Annotated in this window: 17 protein-coding genes and 1 pseudogene; 6 read left to right on the top strand and 12 right to left on the bottom strand. The window is 67.2% G+C overall.

The annotated features are described in order from the left end of the window. Both QGN30_RS17505 and QGN30_RS17510 read right to left on the bottom strand, forming a co-directional pair. Entirely contained in the window at positions 1-843 is an 843-nt protein-coding gene (locus tag QGN30_RS17505; protein ID WP_248923607.1) for a thioesterase family protein, read from the bottom strand. Positions 844-943: 100 nt separating this feature from the next. Next, a complete protein-coding gene (locus QGN30_RS17510) occupies positions 944-1,657 on the bottom strand; it encodes a VIT1/CCC1 transporter family protein (RefSeq protein WP_014384435.1) in 714 nt (237 codons plus the stop codon). Positions 1,658-1,860: 203 nt separating this feature from the next. On the opposite strand from QGN30_RS17510, the gene QGN30_RS17515 reads away from it, so the two are divergent. Next, positions 1,861-2,493, top strand: coding sequence for a chitin-binding protein (locus QGN30_RS17515; RefSeq protein WP_248923606.1), 633 nt, complete (start codon positions 1,861-1,863; stop codon positions 2,491-2,493). A 96-nt stretch (positions 2,494-2,589) separates the two neighbouring features. On the opposite strand, the gene QGN30_RS17520 is transcribed toward QGN30_RS17515, so the two are convergent. The 6 genes from QGN30_RS17520 to QGN30_RS17545 all read right to left on the bottom strand — a co-directional run bounded on the left by QGN30_RS17520 (position 2,590) and on the right by QGN30_RS17545 (position 8,126). Then, positions 2,590-3,225 (bottom strand): class I SAM-dependent methyltransferase, encoded by a 636-nt coding sequence (locus QGN30_RS17520; protein WP_009957746.1) that lies wholly within the window; start codon positions 3,223-3,225, stop codon positions 2,590-2,592. Beyond that, the gene (locus QGN30_RS17525) at positions 3,222-4,154 is read right to left on the bottom strand and encodes an SAM-dependent methyltransferase (protein WP_225331396.1); all 933 of its coding nucleotides are present in this window, start codon (positions 4,152-4,154) and stop codon (positions 3,222-3,224) included. Before QGN30_RS17525 ends, QGN30_RS17520 begins: the two co-directional genes overlap by 4 nt. A 133-nt stretch (positions 4,155-4,287) precedes the next feature. After that, on the bottom strand, positions 4,288-4,578 hold the full coding sequence (locus QGN30_RS17530) for a hypothetical protein (protein ID WP_085318490.1): 291 nt from the start codon (positions 4,576-4,578) through the stop codon (positions 4,288-4,290). Positions 4,579-4,719: 141 nt separating this feature from the next. Beyond that, complete coding sequence (locus QGN30_RS17535; RefSeq protein ID WP_009957744.1) at positions 4,720-5,151, bottom strand: nitroreductase family deazaflavin-dependent oxidoreductase; 432 nt, start codon at positions 5,149-5,151, stop codon at positions 4,720-4,722. Between the two features lie 87 nt (positions 5,152-5,238). Continuing rightward, positions 5,239-5,556, bottom strand: a complete 318-nt coding sequence (locus tag QGN30_RS17540) for an STAS domain-containing protein (RefSeq protein WP_008255707.1) — start codon at positions 5,554-5,556, stop codon at positions 5,239-5,241. Continuing rightward, positions 5,556-8,126 carry a SpoIIE family protein phosphatase gene (locus QGN30_RS17545; RefSeq protein ID WP_201406167.1) on the bottom strand — a complete coding sequence of 857 codons (2,571 nt, stop codon included), beginning with the start codon at positions 8,124-8,126 and terminating at the stop codon, positions 5,556-5,558. The genes QGN30_RS17540 and QGN30_RS17545 overlap by 1 nt, the downstream gene beginning before the upstream one ends. A 116-nt stretch (positions 8,127-8,242) precedes the next feature. Here QGN30_RS17545 and QGN30_RS17550 point away from each other — a divergent pair, with 116 nt between their 5' ends. From QGN30_RS17550 to QGN30_RS17560, 3 genes are read left to right on the top strand one after another with little or no spacing between them, the layout of a single operon-like run. Next, the gene (locus tag QGN30_RS17550) at positions 8,243-17,353 is read left to right on the top strand and encodes a BTAD domain-containing putative transcriptional regulator (RefSeq protein ID WP_333901232.1); all 9,111 of its coding nucleotides are present in this window, start codon (positions 8,243-8,245) and stop codon (positions 17,351-17,353) included. After that, positions 17,350-18,039: a Type 1 glutamine amidotransferase-like domain-containing protein gene (locus tag QGN30_RS17555; protein WP_014379851.1), complete on the top strand. Its 690-nt coding sequence runs from the start codon at positions 17,350-17,352 to the stop codon at positions 18,037-18,039. The genes QGN30_RS17550 and QGN30_RS17555 overlap by 4 nt, the downstream gene beginning before the upstream one ends. 46 nt (positions 18,040-18,085) lie before the next feature. Further along, positions 18,086-19,687 (top strand): bifunctional aminoglycoside phosphotransferase/ATP-binding protein, encoded by a 1,602-nt coding sequence (locus tag QGN30_RS17560; RefSeq protein ID WP_248923605.1) that lies wholly within the window; start codon positions 18,086-18,088, stop codon positions 19,685-19,687. On the opposite strand, the gene QGN30_RS17565 is transcribed toward QGN30_RS17560, so the two are convergent. Next, the gene (locus QGN30_RS17565) at positions 19,684-20,568 is read right to left on the bottom strand and encodes a TPM domain-containing protein (protein WP_009957736.1); all 885 of its coding nucleotides are present in this window, start codon (positions 20,566-20,568) and stop codon (positions 19,684-19,686) included. The genes QGN30_RS17560 and QGN30_RS17565 overlap by 4 nt on opposite strands. 216 nt (positions 20,569-20,784) lie before the next feature. Here QGN30_RS17565 and QGN30_RS17570 point away from each other — a divergent pair, with 216 nt between their 5' ends. Further along, the gene (locus QGN30_RS17570) at positions 20,785-22,191 is read left to right on the top strand and encodes an aldehyde dehydrogenase family protein (protein ID WP_009957735.1); all 1,407 of its coding nucleotides are present in this window, start codon (positions 20,785-20,787) and stop codon (positions 22,189-22,191) included. A 109-nt stretch (positions 22,192-22,300) separates the two neighbouring features. Here QGN30_RS17570 and QGN30_RS17575 read toward each other — a convergent pair whose 3' ends face one another. The 3 genes and pseudogenes from QGN30_RS17575 to QGN30_RS25765 all read right to left on the bottom strand — a co-directional run. Further along, a complete protein-coding gene (locus QGN30_RS17575) occupies positions 22,301-22,588 on the bottom strand; it encodes a hypothetical protein (RefSeq protein ID WP_014941705.1) in 288 nt (95 codons plus the stop codon). Between the two features lie 74 nt (positions 22,589-22,662). Further along, on the bottom strand, positions 22,663-23,202 hold the full coding sequence (locus tag QGN30_RS17580; RefSeq protein ID WP_020188863.1) for a hypothetical protein: 540 nt from the start codon (positions 23,200-23,202) through the stop codon (positions 22,663-22,665). 903 nt (positions 23,203-24,105) lie between these two features. After that, a pseudogene (locus QGN30_RS25765) lies at positions 24,106-24,686 on the bottom strand (putative alpha/beta hydrolase); the annotation flags it as partial. A 173-nt stretch (positions 24,687-24,859) separates the two neighbouring features. Between QGN30_RS25765 and QGN30_RS17590 the strand changes: the two are divergent. Beyond that, positions 24,860-25,033 (top strand): 5'-phosphate oxidase, encoded by a 174-nt coding sequence (locus tag QGN30_RS17590; RefSeq protein ID WP_225331400.1) that lies wholly within the window; start codon positions 24,860-24,862, stop codon positions 25,031-25,033. Positions 25,034-25,104 lie beyond the last annotated feature (71 nt).

A 25,104-nucleotide genomic window follows, 5' to 3' on the forward strand; every position in this document is an offset into this window, starting at 1 on the left:
TCAGCGCACCGTCGGGTCGGTGGAGGGCGGGCGAAATCCCGAGTGCGCGACGGCGACCGACACACCGGTGCCGATCGGGCCCTTCTCGTCGACAAGTACCGCGGAGCCGCTGGCCACCCCGTCGTGGCTGTGATGCATGAGGGAAGCCAGCCCGATGTGCGGTCCCTCGGGCAGCCGGGTCAGCGTCAGCGTGTAGTCGACGTTGATGAATTCCAGGGAGTTGGTGCCCCAGTTGGCGATCGAGGCCGTGATGTCGCCCGCCATCGCGGCGCGGGTGAAGGCGGACAGCGGTTCGTCGTCGATCAACGGGCGGTTCTCGTGCAACCAGGTGTATTTCGGGCCATCGGTCTGGGGCCAATCCGGCTCGGGGTTCTGCACCTCCGAGCCCCAGCCGTAGGTGCGCATGAAAAGCGTCGGGGAAGTCTCACCCAGCGGCATCGGCGGCATCTGTACCGGCGGTGACCAGATGTGTCCGTCGGGCTGGGGACCGCGCCGCACGAACAGCGCGCTGGCCTGTGCCACGGGGGCGCCGTCCTGGATGATGACGGCCTCGACCAGCCGCAAACGCCGCCGGTCCTGGCGCACCTCGGTGTGCACCTCGAGCGGTTTGAGCGCCGTCGGCCGGGGCAGGTCGACGGTGAGCCGCGCCGGTTGCAGGTGCGCGTCCGGCGCGGCCCGCTCGACCGCCCACGCCAAGAGTCCGCCGACGACGTGGCCGCTGAGCGATGGACCCCAGCCGCCGCGCGCGATTTGTGTTGGTACGAAATGATTTTCGTCGCGCACGAAATACGGCGCCGGTTCCGCCCATCGGGCTTCATCCGGAACGAAATTGGGCTCGGCCACTGCATGACCCTTCGCGTGAGGGGATCGCGGAACCCTGCTGAGATCCGCAACCGTGAATGTTACAGTTGCGCTTCCAGTCGCTGGATGCGCACCGTGCCGGTCAGTCGATGGCGGCGCCCACCAGGTGACCGATCACGTAGGTGACCGTCAGTGCGAGGCTGCCCCCGATGGCGTTGCGCAGCACCGCGCGAAGCTTCGGCGCCCCGCCCAGGCCGGCCGAGACCGCTCCGGTGACCACCAGCGCCATCAGCACCGCCACCATGGTGACGGGGATCCGCCACGTGGTCGGCGGGGCCAGAATGGCGATCAACGGCAGCAGGGCGCCGATCGCGAAGGACAGGGCCGACGACGCCGCCGCCTGCCACGGATTCGTCAGCTCCTCGGGATTGATGCCGAGTTCGACCTCGGCATGGGCCAGCAACGGATTCTGATCGGTGAGTTCCTCTGCCACGGTGCGCGCGGTGGCGGCCGTCAGGCCTTTCGCTTCATAGAGTTCGGCGAGCTCGTCCAGTTCGGCGGCCGGATCGTCGCGCAATTCGCGACGCTCCTGGCGCAGCAACGCCCTTTCCGTGTCGCGTTGGGTGCTGACGGATACGTATTCGCCGAGCGCCATCGACACCGCTCCGGCGACCAGCGCGGCGCTTCCGGCGGTCAAGATCGGCGCTCGCAGGGTCGTTGCCGCCGCAACCCCGACGACGATGCCCGCGGTGGAGACGATCCCGTCGTTGGCGCCCAGCACGCCCGCGCGCAGCCAATTCAGCTTCGAGGACACCGATCCGACATGCGGTTCGGCCGGATGTGACGTAGTCGACACGGCGGCAACGATATAGAGGAAAACCCTGGCCGACTAGCCAACCTAGCCTTGCCAAACCGGTGCGTTTCGATGCCCCGCCCAAGCATTGCATGGGCCAGACACAGCTAGTCCATAGGGAAGCTATCTAGCGTCTGGGTTGTGTCAGGGGGAGGTTCCGAGCACATCCCTAGTTGAAGAAGTCCCTAGTGGATAGGTGAAGCACCATGAAGTTGAAGCAGCTTGTCGGAGGGGTGACCATCGCCGGCGCGCTCAGCGCTGCGGCCCTGGGAATGGGCGCCGGGTTTGCCAACGCCGCGCCGGGCGGTCCGCCGCCCGGTCCCGGTGGTCATGGCGCACCGCAGCCCGGGGGCTTCCACGCCCCCACCGGGCCCAACGATCCCGGCGGACCCGGTGGACCCGGTGGTCCCGGTGGTCCTGGTGGCCCGCCCGGGGGCCCGGGTGGACCCGGTCATCCCGGTGGGCCTGGCGGGCCTGGCGGGCCGGGTGGACCCGGCGGTCCCGGTCCCGATCACCCGGGCGGTCCGGGTGGTCCCGGCGGCCCCGGTCCCGATCACCAGGGTGGACCCGGTGGTCCGGGCGGACCCGGTGGCCCGGGTGGCCCGTGGCACGGCGATGACCAGCGCGGCTACTTCCACGGCGCCCCGTGGGGCGACGGGCCCGGCCCGTGGGGCCCGGGCGCGCCGCCGCGGCCGGCGTGGGATCGACCGCTCCCCCCGCCCGGCGGTCACTGGGTTTACGGCCCGATCGACTACTGGGGCTACCAGGAAACGCCGTACTGGAACCCTCGTTTCAACCAGTGGGGATTCGACTTCTTCGGGGTCTGGATTCCGCTGTAAAGATCGCTGAACGCGATGCCCGCCTCGCCGATCGGCGAGGCGGGCATCGTCGTTTAATGCGTTGGCGGCGAACGCTTCCGCGGTTCGACGCGAGTTTCAGCGTTTGGTGCCGACGGTCAACAGGTCGGACACGAGGCGGGTCCAGACCGGCCGCGGGATCCGGTGCTGATCGCTGATCACGAACCCGGCGTCTTCGAACAGCGCCCGCATCTCGGGCGCCGACGTGTTGTGTTGCGGCTTCCACCGGTTCTGCGCGGAAGACTGCAGCCGCGGTTGCCGCGTGCTCAGGGCCGACACGGCCACCAGGCCGCCGGGCGCGAGCACGCGATGGAATTCGCGCAGCGCCGCGGGCTGATCGAAGAAGTGGAACGCCGAGGTCGTCACGACCGCGTCGAGCGCACCGTCGTCGAAGGGAAGCTGTTCGGCCGGGCCGCGCAACCACTGCACCCGATCCGATTTGGCCCGGGCCTGGTTGAGCATGCCGTCGGACATGTCGACGCCATAGATCACGTCGGGATTCAGTTCACGCTGGATCCGGTCACTGAGAATCCCTGTGCCGCAGGCGATATCAGCGATCTTTCGCGCCCCGTGATTGCGCAGCTGCGCGATCACCTCATTGTGCGGCGGCCGGTATACCCACTGCTGCAGGAACGGCAGGTCGTAGGCCGGCGCGAGGAAGGTCCACATCCGGGTGACGGCTTCGTTGAGCCCGCGGCGCTGCGGTGCGGTCACTTGGCCAGCACCGAGCTGAAGTAGACGGTGTCGGCCACCGAGACCGAGTCGTTGGTCTGCGGGATCGAGTCCAGGCCGAAGTCCGCCAGCAGCTCACTCATCTGGACGCCGACTGAGCGCCAGCCCAGGTTGTCGAGGTACGCGGCGACGTCGCTGCGCTCGCCCTGGTAGCCGAGATCACCGAATTCCAGGTCGAAGCCGTGCTCACGCCATTTCGCGGTGGCCCTGCGCATCATTTCCTGAGCCTTCTCGGTGTCCACCTCGGACATGTCCGGAATAGCTTCGCACGCCAGCCGGCTGCCCTCGGCGCTGAGTGCGGTGATGTTGTCCAGCAGGCGGTCCTGCGCCTCGGGCGGCAGATAACCGAAGAGCCCTTCCGCGATCCACGCCGTGGGCCGGCTGTTGTCGAACCCCGCGTCCGCCAAGGCTTTTGGCCAATCGTTGCGCAGATCGACGGGGACCGTGCGCAGCTCGGCCTGCGGGGCGGCGCCCAGCTCTGCCAGGGTGGCGGCCTTGAATTCGATCACCTGCGGCTGATCGATCTCGAACACCGTCATGTCGGCGGGCCAGGCCAACCGGTAGGCGCGTGCGTCCAGGCCGGACGCCAAAATCACCGCCTGCCGGATCCCGGCCTGCGTCGCGGCCTGGAAGAACGAGTCGAAGAAGCGGGTGCGGGCGGCCATCGCGGCAGGCATGTGTTCGAGCTTCCAGCCGGACTCGTGGTCGTCGACATCGGCGGCGACCAGGTCGCCGGAGACCCAGCGCGTGAAGAAGTCCACGCCGACGGCACGAACCAGGGGCTCGGCGAATCGGTCCTCGATCAGCGGGTTGTCGGCGTTGGTCGCGATCGCCCGGGCGGCCGCCACCATCGTGGCGGTCGCACCCACACTGGTCGCAAGGTCCCAGGTGTCGTTGTCTGTGCGTGGCATGCGGCTGTTGTCCCCCTCGGAATCGGATTACTTAGCCGGTATAACGACCGGCGGGCGGGTGGAGTTCCCGCGCACCGACCATCCGGCGATGTCGCCGATTCCAGGCGGGCGTTGCCGCAGCTAAGCGGGCCTTTTAGTGCGCTCCTGGGTGGCCGGGCGCACCGGGTCCGCCGGGCCCACCGGGGCCTCCGGGCCCACCAGGACCGCCGGGCCCGCCCGGTCCACCGGGCCCCCCGGGGCCTCCCGGGCCATTTGCGGCCGGAAGCAAGAACACGCACTCATTCAGCTCGACGCTCCAGCCCCAGCCCGGGGCGCATTCACCGTCGGCGCGGGCGATCGCGGACGTCCCGAGCACCGTCACCGGCAACCCCGCCAGCGCGAGGGCGAACACGCCGATCAGGGAGCGCCGCAGATACCGTCTCATCGCCGACCTCACTTCGTCCTTGGGGCAGGGCGCGCGGCGTTGGCCGTCGCATCAGGCCGGACCCGCGCACATCATTGTGCGGCAATCGACGCGTTAGCGTGCCGAATCGGCGGACCTGAATGTTGTTGGCGGCTCGCGCCTTCAGTCGGTCATCAATTCGAAGACCGGGATGACGCGATCGGTGCGTTGCTGGTATTCGCCGAAGCCGGGAGCGCGCTCGACGATCACGGGATAGATCAAATCCCTTTCCTCGCGCGGCAATTCGCGCGCGGTCACCGACTTGGGAGCGTCGGAGCCGATCTCGACGGTCACGTCGGGGACGGCGCGAATGTTGTGCACCCACGCGGGATGGTTGTCCCGGCCGGCCGCCGAGCCGACGATATAGATTTTGCCGTCGATGTCGAAGTAGGCGACCGGGTTGACGCGTTGGGCGCCGCTGCGCGCACCCTCTGACGTCAGCAACAACAGCGGGAAGCCCTCGAACTGTCCGCCGACCTTGCCACCATTGCGGCGAAACTCTTCGATGTTGTGTTCGTTGAATTCCCGTTCCGAGCTCAGCGCGTCCTCACCCATTACGCCATCGTGGCACGCAGGAGGCACATGGGCCAGCCATAACAGGTTATATGTTGCGCCGCAAGGATATTCAACGCCGAGAAAGTGTCAGCGCTTCTCGGTCGGCGGCGCGGGGACGATGGCGGTGAGCTCGGTCAGGCCGCTGACCTTGAGGACGGGCATCAGGATCGGGTGCGCGACCAGCTCAATGCGGTCGGCGTGGGCGGCCAGGGCATTGATGGCGGCGCTGTCGAGGTACTCCACGGCGCTGAGATCGACAAGCACCGCCCCGTCGCTGCCGGTGGCGGCGGTGGACAGGGCCAGGGTGAAGGCGTCGACATTGGTCAGGTCGATTTCCCCCGATGCGACCAGCACGAGTTTCCCGTCGCGCCCGCGCGCGGTGTCGAGCGTGAGCGGCGTGGTCATCAGGTGATCCGCGCCGATAGGTGAACGGTGGTTCCGTCGTGCGCCGGCCGGATGTCGACGTCGTGCATCAGGCTTCGCATCAGCGGGATGCCCCGGCCGCGACGATGATGGGAGGCCGGCTGCGGAGCCTTCCACGAACCGGTGTCCGTGATCGTCAACTTCACCTCATCGCCCACCGCGACCGCGCCGAGCCGAATGAGGCCCTCCGGTCTGTGCCGGTGGCCGTGCTCGATCGCGTTGGCGACCGCTTCCCCGGCGGCAACCAGCACGTTCAAGGCCTCCTCGGGGCCCACCCGGACGCGGGCCAACCACTTACGCAAGGCGTTGCGGGTGGGCGCGAGCTGGCTGACATCGGCGGGGAAGTTCAGCTCCAACGGCGCCGGATGACGGTAGAGCAACAGGACGACGTCGTCCTGGTACCCGCCCGGCGGCGCGACGCGGGTCATGACCTGGTTGGCCAGATCTTCCAGTCCCAGCGTTCGGGCGTCCTGCGCGACGTCGGCGACGCGAAATATGCCCCGATCCAGTGGACTGCGGCGACGCTCGACCAGCCCGTCGGTGTAGAGCAGCAGGGTCGTGCGCGCCGGTATGGTCACGCGGGCCTCCGGGCGCGACCAGTCCCCCCGTATTCCCAAAGCAATGGTGTGGCCGTCGTCGAGCAATTGGGTGCTGCCGTCGCCGTGCACCAGGATGGGCGGCGGGTGCCCGGCGCTGGAGTAGACCAGTTCACCGGTGTCGGGGGTCAGGACCGCGCACACCGCGGTGGTGCATTGCGCGCCGGGCAGCCGCGCGGCGAAGCGATCCAACCCCGCGAGAGCTGCAGCGGGGCTTGGGTTTTCGAACAATAGCGCACGACAGGCGCTGCGCACCTGACCCATCACCGCCGCAGCGGCGAGGCCATGGCCGACGCAGTCGCCGACAACCAACGCGATGCGCCCGTCCTCGAGGTCGACGATGTCGTACCAATCGCCGCCCACTTGCAACGGCCTTGTGGCGGCCTGATAGCGCACCGCGAATCCGCTGGGCAGATCGGCCGGGCCGAGGATCGCGTGCTGCAGGGCCAGAGCGGTTTCGCGCTGCTGGTCGACTTGGTGCACCCGCTGCAGACCCTGGCCGAGGCGGCCGGCCAGCACGGTGAGCAAGGTCTGGTCCTCCAGGGTGAACGGGCGTTGCTCGGCCAGGTCGATCCAGACGACGAGCACGCCCTCGGGGTGCTGCAGGGCGATGCCCGCCGTCCCCGGCTGCGTCGTCGTCGGGGTGAGTAAGTCGCCGTCCCGCAACGAGCTGAGCGCCCCTTGGGTGTCGGACGGCAGGTCGGCCCACTGCGCGGGCTCGCCCACCGACACCACCTGCGGCGCGCCGAAGGCCGTCTCCGTAGACGAGCCGTACGCCGGAAAGGTGACGGCCAGGACCCGGCGCGCCCGCCACAGCCGGCGCAGTTCTTCGGCGGCGGTGTGGACCGCTTCCTCGACCGTATCGGCTTGGGCCAGTTCCTGATTGAGCGCGTGTTCGCGGCCCGCCGCCAGCGCCAACGCGATCGCGGCGTGCCGGGCGAAGTCGCTGACGAGGTCGAGGTAGTCGTTGCCGAACGGGGGCTGGCGCGGGTCGCGCGCGACGGCGATGACACCGAGCACCGCGCCGTCCGCGATGAGCGGGATGACTATCGCCGGGCGTTCACCGACATCGGTGAAGCCCTCGATCGGGTATTGGAAGGAATCGGTGATCAGCGGCAGACCGCGTCGCGCCACACCGCCCGTGGTCGAGCCCTCCATCGGTACCTGCCGACCGATCACTTCCGACGAATAGCGGCCCGCCGTTGCGGCCACCACCAGCGTGTCGGCCTCGTCGGCGACCGAGTCCGGCTCCCGGGGCACCAGCAAGATCGCCTGCTCGGCGCCGGCCAACTCCAGCGCCCTGTTCACGATCAGCTGCAGCGGCCCCGTCTGCGGGTCGCCGGACAGCAGCGCGGTCGTGATCTCACGACTGGCCGTCGTCCATTTCGCCGTTTCACGCTCGCGCTCGAAAAGTCGTGCGTTGTCGATGGCGGCGGCGGCCGCCGTGGCCATCGCTCGTACGGCACCCTCTTGCGAGTCGGTGAAGACGCGCCCGGGCCGGTCGTCGGCCAGGTAGAGGTTGCCGAAGTTGGCCGCCCGCACGGTGATCGGGATTCCCAGAAACGCCCGCAACGGTGGGTCCTGTGCGGGCAGCCCGGCGGTCTGCGGATCGGCGCTCAGATCGTCGACGCGCAGCCCGTCGCCGACCGGGAGGTCGCCGAGCCGTCGCGCTGCCTCCCCGTCGATGCCCGCGTGCACGAAGGACACGAGGCTGCCGTCGGGGGCGCGGATGCCCAGGGCGGCGTAGCGGGCGCCGGTCAGCTCCATCGCCGCTTTGAGGACCCGGTGCAGCGTCACGTCCAGGTCCAGATCGGAGCCCAGTTCGACGATGACCTGCACCAGTTGTTCCATCTGGTCGCGCGCCGCCACCAGCTCATCGAGCTGGTCGTGCATCTGGCCCACCAGTTCGCGCCGGCCCTGCCAGGTGAAGGCGGAGTCACTCCGGTCGCTGTCCATAGGCACCAAGGTAGTGCGTGGAGTTGCCGGCGCGCGGGCGCAGCGGCCTTTACTGAATCTTGACCGGGTATTGAATTGCCCCGCCGACGATAGGCAAGGTGAGTACCCTTTTAGCGGTGGAACTGGGGGTTTTAGGCCCTCTCCAGGTCCGGCGAGGCGGAGCGGCCGTCGGTATCCCGGGCGCGAAACCTCGCGCCATCCTCACCATGCTCGGACTGCACGACGGTTCCGTCGTGCCGGCCGACACCCTCGTCGAGTTGCTGTGGGGCGAGGATCCGCCGCGCACCGCTGACAAAGCCCTGCAGACCCACATCTCCGCGCTGCGCCGCACGCTCGGTGACGGCTTCGTCCTGACACAGGGCGCGGGTTGGGTCCTCGCCGACAGCGAGGTCGATGCCTCGCGGTACAAGACGGCCACCCGCCTGGGACGCGCTGCCGCCGCCGCCGGCGACACGAGCCAAGCGGTGGCCCGGTTCGACGAGGCCCTCGCGCTGTGGCGCGGAATCCCCGAACTTCCCGATGGCCGGCGCGGCACGTCCGAAAAAACGCGGTGGATGGAGGGCCACGCCGCGCTGGTGGAGGATCGAGCCGACGCGTTGCTGGCGACGGGCCGCGCCGCGGAAGTCATCGGCGATCTGGAGGCCGCGATTGCTGATGCTCCGCTGCGCGAAAGGCGGTGGGGCCAGCTGATGCTCGCCCTCTACCGCGCCGGCCGGCAAGGCGAAGCCCTCGGCGCGTACCAACGGGCGCGGGCGCTGCTTGCCGACGAGCTGGGGGTCGATCCCGGACCGGAACTTCGCCGGCTCGAGGCCGCGATCGTCGCGCAGGACTCGTCCCTGGACATTGCTGTGGCACAACATGTTCCGTCGGTGACCCGCGCGGTGACGTTCCTTCTCACCGATATCGAGGGGTCGACGGCCGCCTGGGAGGCGGAGGCCGGGGCCATGGCGGCGGCCCTCGCCCGACACGACGAGTTGATCGAGCACGTGGTCACGTCGCGTGGCGGTCGGCTGATCAAGACGCGCGGCGAGGGCGATGCCACCTTCTCGGTTTTCGAACGGCCGTCTGCGGCGGCCTCGGCAGCGGTCGAGTTGCAGGACGCGATCGCGCATGAACCCTGGGCGCTGCGGCAACCCATCCGCGTCCGGGTGGCGCTGCATACCGGCGAGGTCGAGCTTCGCGACGGCGACTACTTCGGCCGGGCCGTCAACCGGGTCGCGCGGCTGCGGTCGCTGGCCGAGGGTGGCCAGATCCTGTGCTCGGGCGCGACCGCCGAGCTCGTCATCGACTCGCTCGCCGACGACGTGGTGCTCACCGACCTGGGGATGCGCCAGTTGCGGAATCTCGCACGGCCCGAGCACGTTTTCGAGTTGCGACTGGAAACCGCTGAGCAGCGTCCGCAGCCGGCGGCGGCCGAAACCCCGATGGAGCGCCCCGGGCTTCCGGCGGTGCTCGTCGGCCCCGGGCCGTTCGTCGGGCGGGGCCGCGAACTCGAAGGCCTGCTGTCGGCGTGGCAGGGCGCACTGACGGGGGGCGTGCGCACGGTGCTGATCGCCGGCGAACCCGGCGTCGGCAAGACCCGCCTGGCCGGTGAGTGGTCGCAGCGGGCCTATGAAATGGGCGCGGTCGTGCTGTACGGCCGGTGCGACGAGGACCTCGGAGCGCCCTATCAACCGTTCGCGGAAGCGCTGCGTGCGCTCGTGCCGTGTATGGGCGCTGAGCGGCTGCGGGGACTGCGTGGCGTCGAAGCGTTGCTGCCGCTCGCGCCCGGGCTGGCCGATGTGGTGCCCGACCTCGCTCCCCCGGCGCACGCGGATCCCGACACCGAGCGATACGCACTCTTCGATGCCGCCGTTGCCCTGCTCGAAATCGCCTCCGCGAGCGCACCGGTGCTCTTGATCCTCGACGACCTGCACTGGGCGGCCAAGCCGACGCTGCTCCTGCTGCGGCACCTGCTGCGCTTCGGCGACCACGCCCGCGTGCAGATCGTCGGCACCTACCGCAGCACCGACCTCGACCGCTCCCACCCCTTGGCGGCGATGCTCGCCGACCTGCACCGCGACGGCACGGCCAACCGGCTCAACCTCGGCGGCCTCGACGAGGACGACGTGACCACCTACGTCGCCGAAGCCGGCTACGACGACGAGGAACTCGCGCACGCGCTGGCGTCGGTCACCGGCGGTAACCCCTTCTTCCTCATCGAGGCCTTGCGCCACGTCGATGAGAGCGGCGGCGTGTGGGATCAGAGCACCCTGCCGCAGGGTGTACGAGAAGCGGTGAGCCGCAGGCTTTCCCGGCTACCGACCGAGACGAACAAAGCCCTCGCCACGGCGGCGGTTGTCGGCAGCCGGTTCGCCCTGGAGCTGGTCGAGCAGGTGGTCGGCGAGGACCTCGTCGACGAGTTCGACGAAGCGCGCCGGGCGGGCATCGTCATCGAAGAACCCGGTGGCAACTACCGGTTCAACCACGCGATTGTCCGGCAATCGCTGCTCGCCGAGCTGGCGTCGGTGCGGCGCATGCGATTACACCAGCGCATCGCCGCAACGCTCGAGACGCTGCCCGGCGCCGACGACGAGTTGCTCGCCGAGCTTGCTCACCACTATTTCGAATGCGCCTGGGCCGGAAACGCCGCCAAGGCGGTTTTCTATTGTCGGCGCGCGGCCGACCAGGCGATGTCACGTCTCGCCTACGAGGGCGCGGCCGACCTGTACCACCGCGCCCTGCACGCGCTGGAAGAGCTTGACGACGAGCTGCCCGACCGCGACGACCAGACCGCCGAGCTGTTGGTCGCGCGCTGCGAGGCTTTGTTGGCCGCCGGCGATGTGTCCTCGGCGGCGGGTGCGGTCACCCAACTGCAGGCAAGCACAGTCGAGTCGGCCCGGTTGGCGGCATGGGCGACCTGCTTCGACGGGCAGCTGTCGATGCTGATCCACCCCGAACGGTTGGACGAGGTCGAAGCCGCGTTGGCCGCGGCTGCCGCCAAACTCGCCGAACAAGACGACGCCGCCGGAGAAGCCACGGCGCACACCGTCCGCGCTGGGTGCCTCGCCCGTCTCGGGCGGATCGCCGACTGCGAGGGCGCCCTCGACGACGCGCTGAACGCCGCGCGTCGCGCGCGCGAACACCGCCGCGTGAACGCGGTTTTGGCGGGTGCTCCCCTCGCGGCGCTGTGGGGCCCCAACCCGGTGCCCCGTGCGGGGGGGCGGTGCCTGGACGTGGTGCGGCTGCTGCGGATCACGACCGACTCCCCCGCCGTCGAAGCCACCTCGACACGATGCCAGGCCGTGTTGGAGGCCTTTCGCGGCCGCGCCGCGGCGGCCCGTCGGATGATCGACTCGGCCCGGCGCACGGTGAGCGAGCTCGGCTTGCGTCATGCGCTATTGGAAGTTGAGCAGTTCGCCGGGATCGTCGAGCTCATCGTCGACGATCCGGCCGCAGCCGAGTCGCATCTGCGCAAGGCTTACAACGGCTTTCGTCGCATGGGCCTGGACGCCGACACTGCCGAGACCGCCGCGTTGTTGGGCCGCGCATACCTTGCACTCGGGCGCGAATCCGAGGCAGACGAATTGTGTTCGGAGAGCGAGCGTCTCGCTGGGCACGCGCTGAAGGCATCGATTGCGTGGCGTACCCTGCGTGCGCACTTGCTGGCGCGGGGCGGTGATCACGCAGCCGCTCGGCAGGTTGCCGAGGCAGCTGTCACCTTGGCGGAACGCACCGACGCGCTGGTCGACCACGGCGACGCCTGCCTGACGCTGGCGACGGTTTTGAACGGCGCCGGCGACGTCGTGGCGGCACGCCGCGCCGCCGAGCAAGCCGTCGAGCTGTACGAACGCAAAGGCGCTGCGGCGCTTGCGGAGAGGGCGCGCGTAATTCTCGGCGAGACTGCCGTTGCACCCACCCCGACTCCCTCCGAGGCGCCAAAAGCCGAACTAGACAACGCATGCGTGCGAGCAGGCGAAAACGTGGTGGCCGCCATAAACCGTGAGGCGTGGGACGAGTTCGAGCGGCTATTCGCGCCAGATGGATTCATCGAGAGCCGCCGCAAGATTGTCGGCTTTGGACAGATCGACGTCCCACCGGGCGAGTTTCCACGTGTGAACAGGCGCGTTTTGGAGACAGTTCCTATGCGGCTCGCCCAAACGGTGATCGCCGTGCGCGGCGAGCGTCTGGCGCTCGCTCGATTGGTGATCGGCGCGGAGGACGTCGGCCCTGGGGCACCGCAGGACGAATTCCTCCTGCTGTATGGCATTGATGAAGACGGCCACGTCTCGCTGCAACTGTGGTTCGACCTCGAAGACATGGATGCCGCACTCGCCGAACTCGATGCCACGCAGGCCCGATTCGAGACAGAACATCCTCGGGCGCGGCTCGAGAACGCCGCGACGCGGGTATACGAACGCTTCTGGTCGCACTTCGCCGCCCGCGACTGGGCTGCCGTAGGAACCATTGTCTCCGAAAGCCTTTCCGGCGCCGATCACCGACGGGTCGTGAATGCCGGGGACCGAGGCAGCCGAGAATCCGTGATCGAGGATCTGCAGGTGGCCGCCGACCTCGGGTTCACGATCGGGATGGCCGACGTCGTGGCGATCCGCGGCGAGCGCCTCGCCCTCACACGGGTGCGGGCGGCCGGCCGCGACCCGGAAACGATTCAAAACGATGCGATCAATGTCGTCGAGATCGACGCCGACGAGCGACTCACGTTGATCGTCGTCTACGACCTGGACGACTTCGACAGTGCCATAGACGAACTCGACGCTCGCTATCTTGCCGACGAGGCGGCTGCCCACGCGAACGCATGGTCGGTGGTCGCAAGAGCGTACGCCGCGCTCAACCGACATGAGATCGCCGCGACGACGCCGAATTTAGCGAGCATCGACCACCGCCGCGGGACAAAGTTCGCCCCCGGTGAGCTGATCGAATATGTTCGTGCCACCTGGGATCTCGCACAATACGGCAGTACCCACATCGAGGCTGTGCATCGGCTGAATAACCTCGGAGCGGTAGTCACCCACGTGACGCATGGAAGCTCACATGAGGGCTTCGATGCGGAGTGGCGCGAAGTCTTCCTTCTCATGGTCGAAGGTGACTTACTCCGCCGTTGTGAGCTGTTCGATGAATCAGACCTCGACGTCGCGCTCGCGAGGTTCGATCAGCTCAACAGACCGGCACAGCGGCTGGAAAATGCTGCGAGCCAGATAGCGGAGCGCTTCTTTGCGTACTTCGCAGCCTGCGATTGGGACTCCTTGGCGACGACACTGGCCGACAATGTCTCGCACGACGATCGCCGGCACGTGGTTAACGCTGGGGTCCTACACAGTCGAGATACGCAAATTGCGAACCTGCAAGCTATCGCTGAGGTCGGTATCACGAATTTTTCGTCGACAGTCATCGCGACCCGCGGCGCGCGTCTCGCCCTCGTCCAAACCCGTTCCTCGGGACCAGACCAAGCCTCCGACGGCGTCCTCACTGAGGAACTCGGAGTCGTCGAGATCAACTCCGACAACCAGATGGCAGCCTACGTCACGTTCGACCCCGGCGACTTCGACTCCGCCATAGCCGAACTCGACGCTCGCTACGCCGCCGGCGAGGCCGCTCCGCACGCGGGAACGTGGCAAGTCGTCACGCAGGCGTATACGGCGGTTAACCGTCAGGAGCTACCCACAACGACGCAAGACTGGGTCAACATCGACCACCGGCGAACCATATCCTTCGCGCCCGGTGATCTTGAGCCGTACCTTCGCGCCACGTGGGACGTGCTGTCTCCGAATGCCTACATCGAGACCGTGCATCGACTGACCGCCGTCGGCACAGTCGTCACCCGGGTGGTGCGCGGAATCTCCGATACGGGCGTCGATGCCGAGTGGCGAGAAATCGGCCTTTCGACGGTGCGAGGCGATGAGATCAACCGCTCCGAGCTCTTCGACGAGGGAGACCTCGACACCGCGCTCGCGAGATTCGAGGAGCTTGGGCGGCCTACAGCAAGATTGGAAAACGCGGCGAGCCGTGTGGGCGAGCGTTACCTAGCGCAATTCGCGGCTCACGACTGGGACGCTATGGCGGAGACGCTTTCCGAAGACTTTTCCAACGACGATCGACGTCGTGTGGTAGGCGCTGGAATCCAGCATGGTCGAGACGCCCAGATCGCGCATATGCGGACAGTTGCCGACCTGTGGACCACGAAGGTGATGCCGACGACCATAGCGACTCGCGGGAGGCGCCTTGCCCTCATGCGTCTCCGCTTCTCGGGGCGCGATCAAGGACCAGAATCATTTCTCACCGAGGTACTCGGAGTGCTCGAGATCGACTCTGACGAGCGAATCGTCGCAGTCGTGTTCTTCGAAGTCGACGACTTTGACGTCGCGATAGCCGAACTCGACGCTCGCTATCTCGCCGGAGAAGCCGCTCCTTACGCGCGCGCGTGGCAGGTCATCGCACTAGGCTATGCCGCCGCCAACAGGAACGAAGTTCCCGGCATGACACCGGATTCGGTGTTCGTGGACCATCGAGCGGTCTTAGCGGCCGAACGGGAGGATCTGACGGGATATCTTCCCGCCCTGTGGGACCTCACGCCAGATGTCAGAGTCTACGTCGAAGCGGTGCATCGGCTGAATGAGCTGGGAGCGGTCATGACCCATACTGCGCGCGGCACTTCGCAGGAGGGCTTTGATGCCGAGTGGCGGACGGTCGTCGTTGGCGTAACCGACGGCGATCTCTACCACCGCGTCGAGGTCTTCGACGAGTCCGACTTAGACGCCGCGCTGGCGAGATTCGAAGAGCTGCACCGGCAGGCACCGCGGCTGCAGAACACGGCAAGCCAAGTCAGCGACCGCTTCCTGGCGCACTTCGCGGCGCGCGACTGGGGTGCGATGGCCGAGATGACGGCCGACGACTTTTCGAGTGACGATCGTCGTCGCGTAGTGGGCGCGGGAGTCCAACTAGGCCGGGATGTCGATATCGACAATATGAGGGCGTGGGCCGACGTCGGGATTGCGAGCATGACATCACACGTCATCGCGACCCGGGGCGACCGCCTTTTCCTTGGCCGCACCCGTTTCTTCGGCCCTGAGCAAGGGCCCGACACGTTCCACAGCGAGGTGGTCGGCCTCGTCGAGATCGACACCGAAAACCGAGTCGTCGCGCGGGTCGTATTCGAGGCGGACGAACTCGACGCGGCCATCGCCGAACTCGATGCGCGGTATCTCGCGGGAGAAGCGGCTCCATACGCGAGCGCCTGGGTGTGTGCCCTGGACATCCTCCGCGAGCTCAACAGCCACCATCCGGGACCGATGATCGAGCGACTTGCATACACCGATCATCGACGAGTCCCATTCGCAGATGGAGACTTCCGGCGGGCGATTGAGGAATTGTGGCTCCTCGTACCGGACGCACGCTATTGGGCGACGGCGGTACATGCTCTCGATGCCCGTGGCGTCGTCGCCAGCGCCATCATCGAGGGTACCGATGCGCGCGGGAATGAATTGCAATGGGCCCGCTCCTTTTTGCTCGATCCCCACGAGCCACGGTTGGAAGTCTACGAAGAGAGCGATGTCGATAAGGCGCTGGCACGGTTTGAGAAATTGCGCCCAACGCCGCTGCGGGTAAAAAATGCGACAACCCGGGTTGTCGAGAAGTTTCTGGCGCATTTTGCGGTCCGCGATTGGGAACCAATGGCAGAACTACTCGCCGACGGGTTTTGCTCAGACGATCGCCGTCGCGTCCTAAGCGCCGGGATCCGACGGGGACGAGACCTTGAGATGGCGAACTGGCGGGCCACCGCCGATGTCTGGATGACTGATGTGAGGTCGACCGTGCTTGCCACCCGCGGCGAACGCCTCGCGCTCTGTCGTTTCACCTTCGCAAGCCAAGATTCGCTGCCCGAGGCATCCCAAGCTGCGGCGCTGGGCATGATCGGAATCGACGACGACAACCGAATCGTGACAAGCATCGTGTTCGACCCCGACGACTTCGACGCGGCCATCGCCGAACTCGATGCGCGATACCTCGCCGGGGAGGCCTCCACCCGCTCCCACACCTGGACGCTGGTGACGGAAGCCTTTGTGGCGCTGAACCAGCGGAAAATCCCTGCGACGACATCAGATTGGGTAAACATTGATCACCGACGACTGGTGCCGATCGGCACGGGTGATCTGGCGGCATATCTCTCCGTCGCGTGGGAACTTTCGCCGCAGTCCTACCTCTACGTTGCCGCCGTGCACCGCCTGAGCAGCCTTGGCGCGGTGATCACTCATGTCGCGGCTGGGGCTTCGCCCGAAGGGCTCGACGCCGAGTGGCAGGTAATCGACGTCATGACTTTCGAAGGCGATCGGATCAACCGCTGTGAGCTTTTCGACGAGTCAGACCTAGACACCGCGCTCGCCAGGTTCGATGAGCTGCACGGCCAGACGCGGAAGCTGGAGAACGCGGCAAGCCGCGCAGAACACCGACTCTTTGACCGCTCGAGCACCCACGATTGGGCGGCGATAGCCGAAATCTTGGCGCCGGACAGTTTCGTCGACGATCGACGTCGAGTGGTGAATGTCGGCTTCTGGGACGGTCGCGATGCCGTGATGGCAAATATGCGAGCACTGGCCGAGGGCCTTGCGCAGGTGTCCTTGACGGTGATCGCGACTCGTGGAAAGCGCCTCTCGCTCGCCCGCGTCCGCTCGTTCAATCCCGACTCCCGGCGGGAGGGATTTGCGGTAGAGCTGCTGGGAATCGCCGAAATTGACACCGACGGGCGGATCGCCTCCCACGTCTTTTTCGACGCCGACGATATCGATGCTGCCTTCGAGGAACTCGATGCGCGTTACCTCGCCGGCGAAGCGGCCGCGTACGCGCACACTTGGTCGGTGACTTCAAGGGCTAACGCCAAATTCAATCGTCACGAGCTTCCCGCGACGACGCCGGATCCGGTTTACATCGATCATCGATCGCTCGTATCGATCGCGGGGGTTGATCTGGCCACATCCGTCGGTGCCCTGTGGGACCTCACTTCGGATACCAGCGCCTACATCGAAGCCGTGCATCAGCTCACCGAATACGGAACCGTCACTACTCAAGTGCTGAAAATGACCTCGCAAGATGGTTTTGACGCGGAATTGCGGTTGACCTACGTGATCGTGGTCGAGGGAAACCTCCTTAGCCGCATCGAAGTCTTTGACGGGGAAGATCTCGAGGTGGCCCTTGCGTACTTCGATCAGGTTAATTGCAGAGACCAGCCGAAGTGACAGCGCCACAACGCCAACCGCTTTATCTGCTAGCGGATAGTCAGCTGCTGTTCTGGAAGCGCGACGGCCGCCCGCTACTGGAAACGGCGCTCGACGGATTGGCTCGAGACAAACCGTTGAGCGCCGCCTACATCGGGGCCTCCAATGGCGACCGGCCGGAGTTCTACGAAATCTTCGAGGCGGCCGTGGACGCCGTCGGGATCACCGACCGTCGCATGATCCATTCGTCGTTCGGCCGGGCCGACCGCGCCTTCCTTGAAGGCGCCCAGGTGATCGTCCTCGCGGGCGGCGATGTCCGCCTTGGCTGGAACACCTTCGAGAAAACCGGCATGAAGGAGACGATCCTGAACCGCTACGCCAAAGGCACTGTCCTCGTGGGCATTTCGGCCGGCGCGGTCCAGCTCGGACGCTATGGAATCCTTGAGCTCCCAGGCACCGAACTGCTCGACGTGTTCGGCCTCGTCCCCATGGTGATCGACGTGCACGACGAACGCGCCGAGTGGGCGCGGCTGACGCGGACAATCCAATCGCTGCACGGAGAAGCGACCGGGCTCGGCATCCCCACGGGCGGCGGAGTCGTCGTCCACGCGGATGCCAGCATCGAACCCCTGCGCCATCCTGCGCACATAGTCGCTTATGACGGCACCGCCGTCACGCACTCACTGTCGCGACCGGCGCGAACCTGACGTTCCTTGACGGCCACCCAGCCCACCTGTAATCGTCGGCGGGAGCATGACACACGCCTTCGACCCGAGCGGACCCGACGGCCACCCGCGCATCGTCGCCGACTTGCTACGGCCCGACGCGTACGACCCGCCGGCCCACGACGTGCGTCTCCATGAGACGCACAGCTCGTGGGTCCTGCTCGCCGGCCCCTATGCCTACAAGCTCAAGAAGCCGGTGGACCTCGGGTTTCTCGACTTCACCAGTATCGAGCGGCGCCGCGCCGACTGTGACGAGGAGCTGCGCCTCAATCGGCGGTTCAGTCCCCAGATGTACTTGGGCGTCGTCGAAGTCACCGAGCAGGACGGCCACTACCGCATCGGCGGCAAGTCCGGGTCGGGCGAGCCGGCGGTGTGGATGCGGCGCCTGCCGGAGGAGGGCATGCTGCCGGCCAAGCTCGCGCGCGGCGAGGTCGACCTTCGACTCGCGCGACGAATCGGCCGCACCCTGGCCAAGCTTCACGGCAGGACCGAAACCGGCCCCGACATCGATGCGTACGGCAGCCCGTCCAGCGTGGCCGCGAACTGGCAGGAGAACTTCGATCAGATGGGCCCGTTCGTCGGCCGGACCATCTCAAGCGACGTCAACGACCACATCCGACGCTACGTCGCCGAGTTCCTGCGAACGCGGGCGCCGGTGCTCGAGCGACGGGTGGCCGACGGGCACGTGCGCGATGGCCATGGCGACCTGCACGCCGCCAGCATCTGCATCGACGACGGCCAGATTCTGCTGTTCGACAGCCTGCAATTCGCGCCGCGTTATCGTTGCGCCGACCTCGCCTCCGAAGTCGCCTTTCTGGCAATGGATCTCGAATACCACGGGCGTGCGGATCTGGCGTGGGGGTTCGTCGATTCCTACGTGCGGGCCAGCGGCGACGACGGTCTGCTCGACCTGCTCGACTTCTACGCCTGCTACCGGGCCTACGTTCGCGGCAAGGTCCGCAGCCTGCGCCTGGCCCAGACGGAACAGGCGTCCGGTGGTGACAACCGTGAGCTCATCGCCGAGTCGCGCGCGTACTTCGACCTGGCCTGGGCGCACGCGGGTGGGCTGCCCCGCCCGCCGATGGTGGTCACCATGGGTCTGCCGGCCAGCGGCAAGACCACCCTGGCGCGCGCGCTCGCCGGCCGACTCGGGCTGGTGCATCTCTCGTCCGATATGGCGCGCAAGCGGATGGCGGGCATCGAGCCCACCCAGCGCGGCAGCGACGAATTCGGTTCGGGGCTCTACGATCCGGCGATGACGCGCAGCACGTATGCCGCCCTGCGCCGTGATGCCGCGCGCTGGTTGCGTCGCGGCCGGGGCGTAGCCGTCGATGCGACGTTCGGCAATCCGCGCGAGCGCGCCCAGATGCGGCAACTGGCGCACCGCCTCGGGGCCGACCTCCGCGTCGTGCTGTGCGACGCCGACGACGCCACCCTGATCGCGCGACTCGAGCGGCGCGCCACGGAGAAGGGCGTTGTCTCGGATGCGCGGATCGAGCTGTGGCCCGAGCTGCGCGCCGCATTCACGCCACCCGACGAGCAACCGTCCGTTCTGCGGGTCGATGCGACGCGCGACAGCGAGGAGACCGTCGAGCAGGCGCTGGCGCTGCTGCGCGCTTCCTACCGCTAACGGCGCCGTCGCGTGCCATGGTGTCCTAGCACGTCGGCGTTGGCCAGCGTCTGCGCCTGAGCGGCCAGCGTCGACGCCCTGTTGGCGTGCGCGAGCGCGTCGGCGTCGTTAGTGGATTCCTTGCCGCGCGCCGCCGCCAAATGCCGCTGGGCCTCGTCGAGCCGGGCCTGGGCCTCGGCGCCGACGCTGTCGCGATGCCGGGCCACATAATCCGAGATTTGGCGCACCCGCGCATCCGCGGTGGACAGCGCCTGCGGCAACGAATCACCGTGCCCCGCAACGCTGCCCGGCGCGCGCCGGCGCCGACGTGCGCGATAGAGCACGAACAGCAACAGCAGAACCACGACGACGATGACGCCGATCGCGACCAGCGGCCAGATCGGCTTCGACGAGCTCGCCGGCTTGGCCGAACTCGCCAATTTATCCAACCCGTCGGCCGCGGCGACCGCCGCTCCGCTCCAGTCCTTGGCGCCCAGCACGGGTTCAATCTGGTTGCGCCGCAGGCTATCCAGCCCGGCAGCGGTCGGCCCCTGCACCTGCGGCGGCACGGTGAACGAGTACGCCTTGGTGTTCGTGGCTATGGCCAGCAGCGCATCCTGGCCGCCCAGCCCGCTGGCGCTGCGGGTGCGATCGGCCCAGTTGTCGGGCTTGAAGCGAGAGAAGTTGTCGGTGTAGACCACCCAGAGTTGGATGTGACGATCGCGGTACAGCCGATCGATCGCCTCGCTGACCGCCGCGCGACCGGAATCGGTCAACACCCCCGTGGTGTCGGTGACGTGATCCGTGAGCTTCGACGGCGGTTGCGCGGCGGCGGGGCTTACCAGCAGCAAGCCCGCGGTGAGGATCGTCAGGACGGCACCGAACAGGCGAATAACCCGCATACAGGTAACTTAGCCGCCAATTCGCGTTGGGTCAGGAGGGCGCCGCATCCGCGGCCAACGGGGCCCGAATCGCTCTGCGCACGTCTGCGACCAGCAGAATCCGCCCAGAACCCCCGCCCACCACGACCCCCGCACGCACTGGACACCCACTGGTTACGCGCGTAACCTCTGTCGCGCAACGACAGCATTCTCGCGAGCGAAAGGCCACTGAGAACCGTGAGTAACGCCATTAAGGTCTTCAACCCGTCCACCGAGGAGCTGATCACCGAGGTCCCCGACTCCGACCAGGCGGCCGTCGACGCGGCGGTGGCCCGCGCGCGTGAGACCTTCGAGTCGGGCGTGTGGCGCAAGGCGCCGGCGTCGCACCGGGCCAATGTCCTCTTCCGCGCGGCGCGCATCATCGAGGAGCGCACCGACGAGCTCGCCGCGCTCGAAGGCCAAGACAACGGCATGAACCTGACGGCCGCGCGGCACATCATCCCGGTGTCGGTCGACATGCTGAAGTACTACGCCGGCTGGGTCGGCAAGATCCACGGTGAGTCGGCCAATCTGGTGTCCGACGGCCTGCTGGGCACCTGGGAGACCTACCACACCTTCACCCAGCTCGAGCCGGTCGGCGTCGTCGGCCTCATCATCCCTTGGAACGGACCGTTTTTCGTCGCGATGCTCAAGGTCGCGCCCGCCCTCGCGGCCGGCTGCAGCGCCGTCCTCAAGCCCGCCGAGGAGACGCCGCTGACCGCGCTGAAGCTCGAGGAGATCTTCCGCGAGGCGGGCCTGCCCGACGGCGTCCTGAACGTCATCACCGGCTACGGCGAGACCACGGGCGCCGCGCTCACCGCGCACCCCGACGTCGACAAGATCTCGTTCACGGGGTCGACGGAGGTCGGGCGGCTGATCGTCAAGGCGGCCGCCGGCAACCTCAAGCGGCTGACGCTCGAGCTCGGCGGCAAGTCCCCGCTGATCATGTTCGACGACGCCAACCTCGACAAGGCGATCTTGGGGGCGGGCATGGGCCTGCTCGCCGGTTCGGGGCAGAACTGCTCGTGCACGTCGCGCATCTACGTCCAGCGCGGCATCTACGACGACGTCGTGCAGCGGCTGGCGGAGTTCGCCCAGATGCTGCCGATGGGCGGCAGCGAGGATCCCGACTCGGTGTTGGGCCCGCTGATCAGCGACAAGCAGCGCAAACGGGTAGAAGGCATCGTCAACGACGGGGTGGCCGGCGGCGCGCAAATCATCACCGGCGGCAAGCCGATGGACCGCAAGGGCTACTTCTACGAGGCGACGATCATCACCAACACCACGCCCGACATGCGGCTCATCAAGGAGGAGATTTTCGGGCCGGTCGGCTGTGTGATCCCGTTCGACGACGAGGACGAGGTAATCGCCGCCGCGAACGACACGCACTACGGGCTGGCCGGGTCCATCTGGACCGAGAACCTCTCCCGCGCCCACCGGATAGTGAATGAGCTTCGGGCGGGCCAGGTTTGGGTGAACTCCTCACTCGCGGCCGACCCGTCGATGCCGATCAGCGGCCACAAGCAGTCCGGGTGGGGCGGCGAGCGCGGCCGCAAGGGCATCGAGGCCTACTTCAACACCAAGGCGGTCTACATCGGTCTGTAACCTGCTGCCCCGGGCGGCCGCGCGCGTAACGCCACGGTGGAACTATTGCCGATTTTTCGCCGTGGCGTTACGCCCGGGCCATCCCGGAGACTTTGGGCTACAGCGGCTTTCAGTGGGACGCTACGAGGGCACGGCCCTCGTCGGTGCATCCGGCAATGAAGTCAGGCGCCGAGTCCACTTGAGCGATCTTCCCGCTTTTCAGATCGCTCTGAAGGACCCTCTGGCAGTACTGGTTCCAATCGGTGTCAGCATTCAGCTGCACGTGATAGTGCTGAATCTGCTCATCGATGGCCTGTTTGCCTTGGTTGTACGAGGGCGACCCGGGGTCGGCGCCCGCGCCGGACGCGAACACAACGGCGGCGGCACTAAGCACCGCTGCCAACGTCAACCCGCGCATGCGACTCACGCCGACAATCTTACGTGGATTTTGCTGCCAGCACATCCGCCTCGATTGCGGGGGGCGGCGGCGGGTTAGAACGTCCACGAGCCGGCGGACTGAAGTACGAAGCCACGGTTGAGGATTGGATCGATGCAGGCGGTCAGGCGGTCAGCGCCCACGATGCATGTGATGTCGCCTTTGGTGAGCTTTTGGCCGACGTTGAGCAGCGGCGAGGTGATGATCGGGCAGCCGGTGCCCTTTTGAAAGCTGTACGGGTTGAGGTCCGTCGGAAGCGATGACGGCGAGGCGACCACCGAGCAGCCGTCGCTGCCGACGGGGGCGTTGTCCGGCAGACCAGGCAGTGGCCCATCGCAGCTGGCGCTGACGTGATCGCCCGGCTTGGGCGGGTTGGGGAGGATGCACTGCAGCCCATCGGGTGTCGCGAAATAGGCCGCGCCGCCGGCGCGGGCCGCGGCGGTATAGGGCGCGGCGTCGACCGCTTGAAATGCGTTCAGATCGGGAAATTTCGGCGGCGGCGTGGCCGTCGCGACGCCGGGGGCGTTGCGGGAACATGCCAGGCTCAGGACCGCAACGCTCGCGGTGATCACCGCTAGGGTCACCCTGCTCAGCATGTGGTGTCCCCCTTCCTAGTGTTGGACGCCGAAGGTTGTCGTCCACGTGTTGGGATCATAGGTCGGCCCGGGCGGCCAGGTGCTCACTCGAAGCTGAATCGTCTCAAGGCCGGTCGCGGGGTCGAGCGTCGTGCCCGTGATGGTGGGGCCGTAGACGGTCGGAAGCTGGTTGGGGGCCACCAGCGTTTGGGGTGTCGCCCCCATCAGGCCTTGCGGTGTGGCGGCGGTGATGCCCTGCACGGGGCCGCCGTTGGTCGCGCCGACGAGCATGAATCCACCACCTTTGAGCGAGACCAGTTGGCTTTCACGATCGCCTGGGAGGCTGACGGTGCCGACGCGCTGCAAGTTGTTGATCCAGCTGTTGGGTTTGGCCGGATCGATGGGTCCCGACACCCACATGCCGCGGGTGGTGTCGCCTACCCGGTTGCTGGTGTTGCCGACGATCACCATCTGGTTGGTGGCAGGATCGTAAACGCCGCTGGCCTGGTAAATCCCCGGCAGCTCACCGACTTTCACGGGATGGGTGGGATCGGTGTAATCCCAGACCGACCCGTTGGTCGCGAATTCGTTGAACCCGGGCGTCACGGACCCATCCGGGTGGCTGAAAAACGCGTAGCGATGACCGTCGGGCCCCAGCGCGGTCCCCGTCGGCAGCGGGCGGGTGCCCGGCGGCCCTTGCGCGAGCTCCGATGCCGGGCTGCGCGGAAAGCCGTCTCGGGGGTCGCCGCCAAAGGTGGGGCCCTGGCCGTCTTGGAACTGGTCTTGCAGGTCGTAGGTGTTTTGCTCGTGTTGGGGCGGGCCGGCCGGTCCGGTGATCCTGGGGTCGCTGGGTGGAGCGTCTTGCCCGTCCCCGAAGCCCGCTGGCTTGAACTCGGCGACCGCGGCAGCATCTTGCGGGGTGAGGTGTCCGTTCGCCTGTGCTTCACGCAGCGATTTCGTGTAGGTGTCGCGGATCGAGTTCATCTGCTTGAGGGCGTCCCGCGTGTCATCGGCGGCGTCGGCTTTGGCGTCCTTGATCAAGGTCTCGAGCGCCCGGCGGCTCTTCGCATCGAGGGTGGGGTCTTGCAGATCCTTGGTGGCCGCGCCGATCAGTTTGTCCAGCAACTGCAGTTGTCGTTCCAGCGTGGCGATCTCCGCGGAGCCCTCTTTTTGCGCGGCGGCCAGCATGGCGGCGATGTTTTCCAGGTCCGCGGCGATCTTGGGCAACTGGTCGGTCTGCAGGCGAAGCGATTTGGCCGCTGCACTTCTTCTGAGCCGTTGATCGGATGGTCGCCGTGCTGGTGGTTCCAGGCCTGATCGAAGCGCTTGCGGGCCTGCTCGAACTCCTCTTGGGCGGCGGTGGAGCACCGGCCCGCCGCGTGGAAGGCCTCCGCCAATTGGGAGATCTGAAAGGGGTTGCCGGCCTGCAAACTGCGGTTGACCGCCCAGGGATCGCCGCCGGCCTGGGCGATCAGATCGGCAACGCTCAACCAGTTCAGCTGCATTGCCCCGCCCATTTGCGCTTTTGACCAGCTTTGACGCTACCTCCGCTGGTTCCCCTGTCCCCCTATTCCACCCGAAAAGGCGCTGAAATTCACTTCAGTGCGCTCGGCGCGGAGCTAATCGGGGACACGTGGCGAGGGGCGCGCTTCAATAGCATTGCGACCAGGAGGACATGATGGCGCGCTTCAAAACCGAAATGGAAGTCTGCCCGCACTGCCGGCGCTCGGCGGAGGCCACGGTCGAATACAGCTACGACAACGACGGCAAAGTCACCGGCAGGCGGGTGCGGGACGTCAACTGCCGGTATGCGGACTGCCCGGGTAGCGAGGTGCCGCCGCACTGGGGCTAGGCGATGTCGGTCGCCCGCTGCTTCGTGTCGGACTCCTTGTCGGAGAGAAGATCCCCTTCTTGGGGCATTCA

Source organism: Mycobacterium sp. 3-98 (assembly GCF_035918355.1).
Taxonomy (GTDB): domain Bacteria; phylum Actinomycetota; class Actinomycetes; order Mycobacteriales; family Mycobacteriaceae; genus Mycobacterium; species Mycobacterium intracellulare.

Coding starts and splice junctions, on each gene's coding strand:
- QGN30_RS17535 (WP_009957744.1), bottom strand. CDS start 5,151: ATGGGTGAGGACGCGCTGAGCTCGGAACGGGAATTCAACGAACACAAC.
- QGN30_RS17580 (WP_020188863.1), bottom strand. CDS start 23,202: ATGCTGAGCAGGGTGACCCTAGCGGTGATCACCGCGAGCGTTGCGGTC.
- QGN30_RS17530 (WP_085318490.1), bottom strand. CDS start 4,578: ATGAGACGGTATCTGCGGCGCTCCCTGATCGGCGTGTTCGCCCTCGCG.
- QGN30_RS17575 (WP_014941705.1), bottom strand. CDS start 22,588: ATGCGCGGGTTGACGTTGGCAGCGGTGCTTAGTGCCGCCGCCGTTGTG.
- QGN30_RS17565 (WP_009957736.1), bottom strand. CDS start 20,568: ATGCGGGTTATTCGCCTGTTCGGTGCCGTCCTGACGATCCTCACCGCG.
- QGN30_RS17525 (WP_225331396.1), bottom strand. CDS start 4,154: ATGCCACGCACAGACAACGACACCTGGGACCTTGCGACCAGTGTGGGT.
- QGN30_RS17590 (WP_225331400.1), top strand. CDS start 24,860: ATGGCGCGCTTCAAAACCGAAATGGAAGTCTGCCCGCACTGCCGGCGC.
- QGN30_RS17560 (WP_248923605.1), top strand. CDS start 18,086: ATGACACACGCCTTCGACCCGAGCGGACCCGACGGCCACCCGCGCATC.
- QGN30_RS17515 (WP_248923606.1), top strand. CDS start 1,861: ATGAAGTTGAAGCAGCTTGTCGGAGGGGTGACCATCGCCGGCGCGCTC.
- QGN30_RS17545 (WP_201406167.1), bottom strand. CDS start 8,126: ATGGACAGCGACCGGAGTGACTCCGCCTTCACCTGGCAGGGCCGGCGC.
- QGN30_RS17540 (WP_008255707.1), bottom strand. CDS start 5,556: ATGACCACGCCGCTCACGCTCGACACCGCGCGCGGGCGCGACGGGAAA.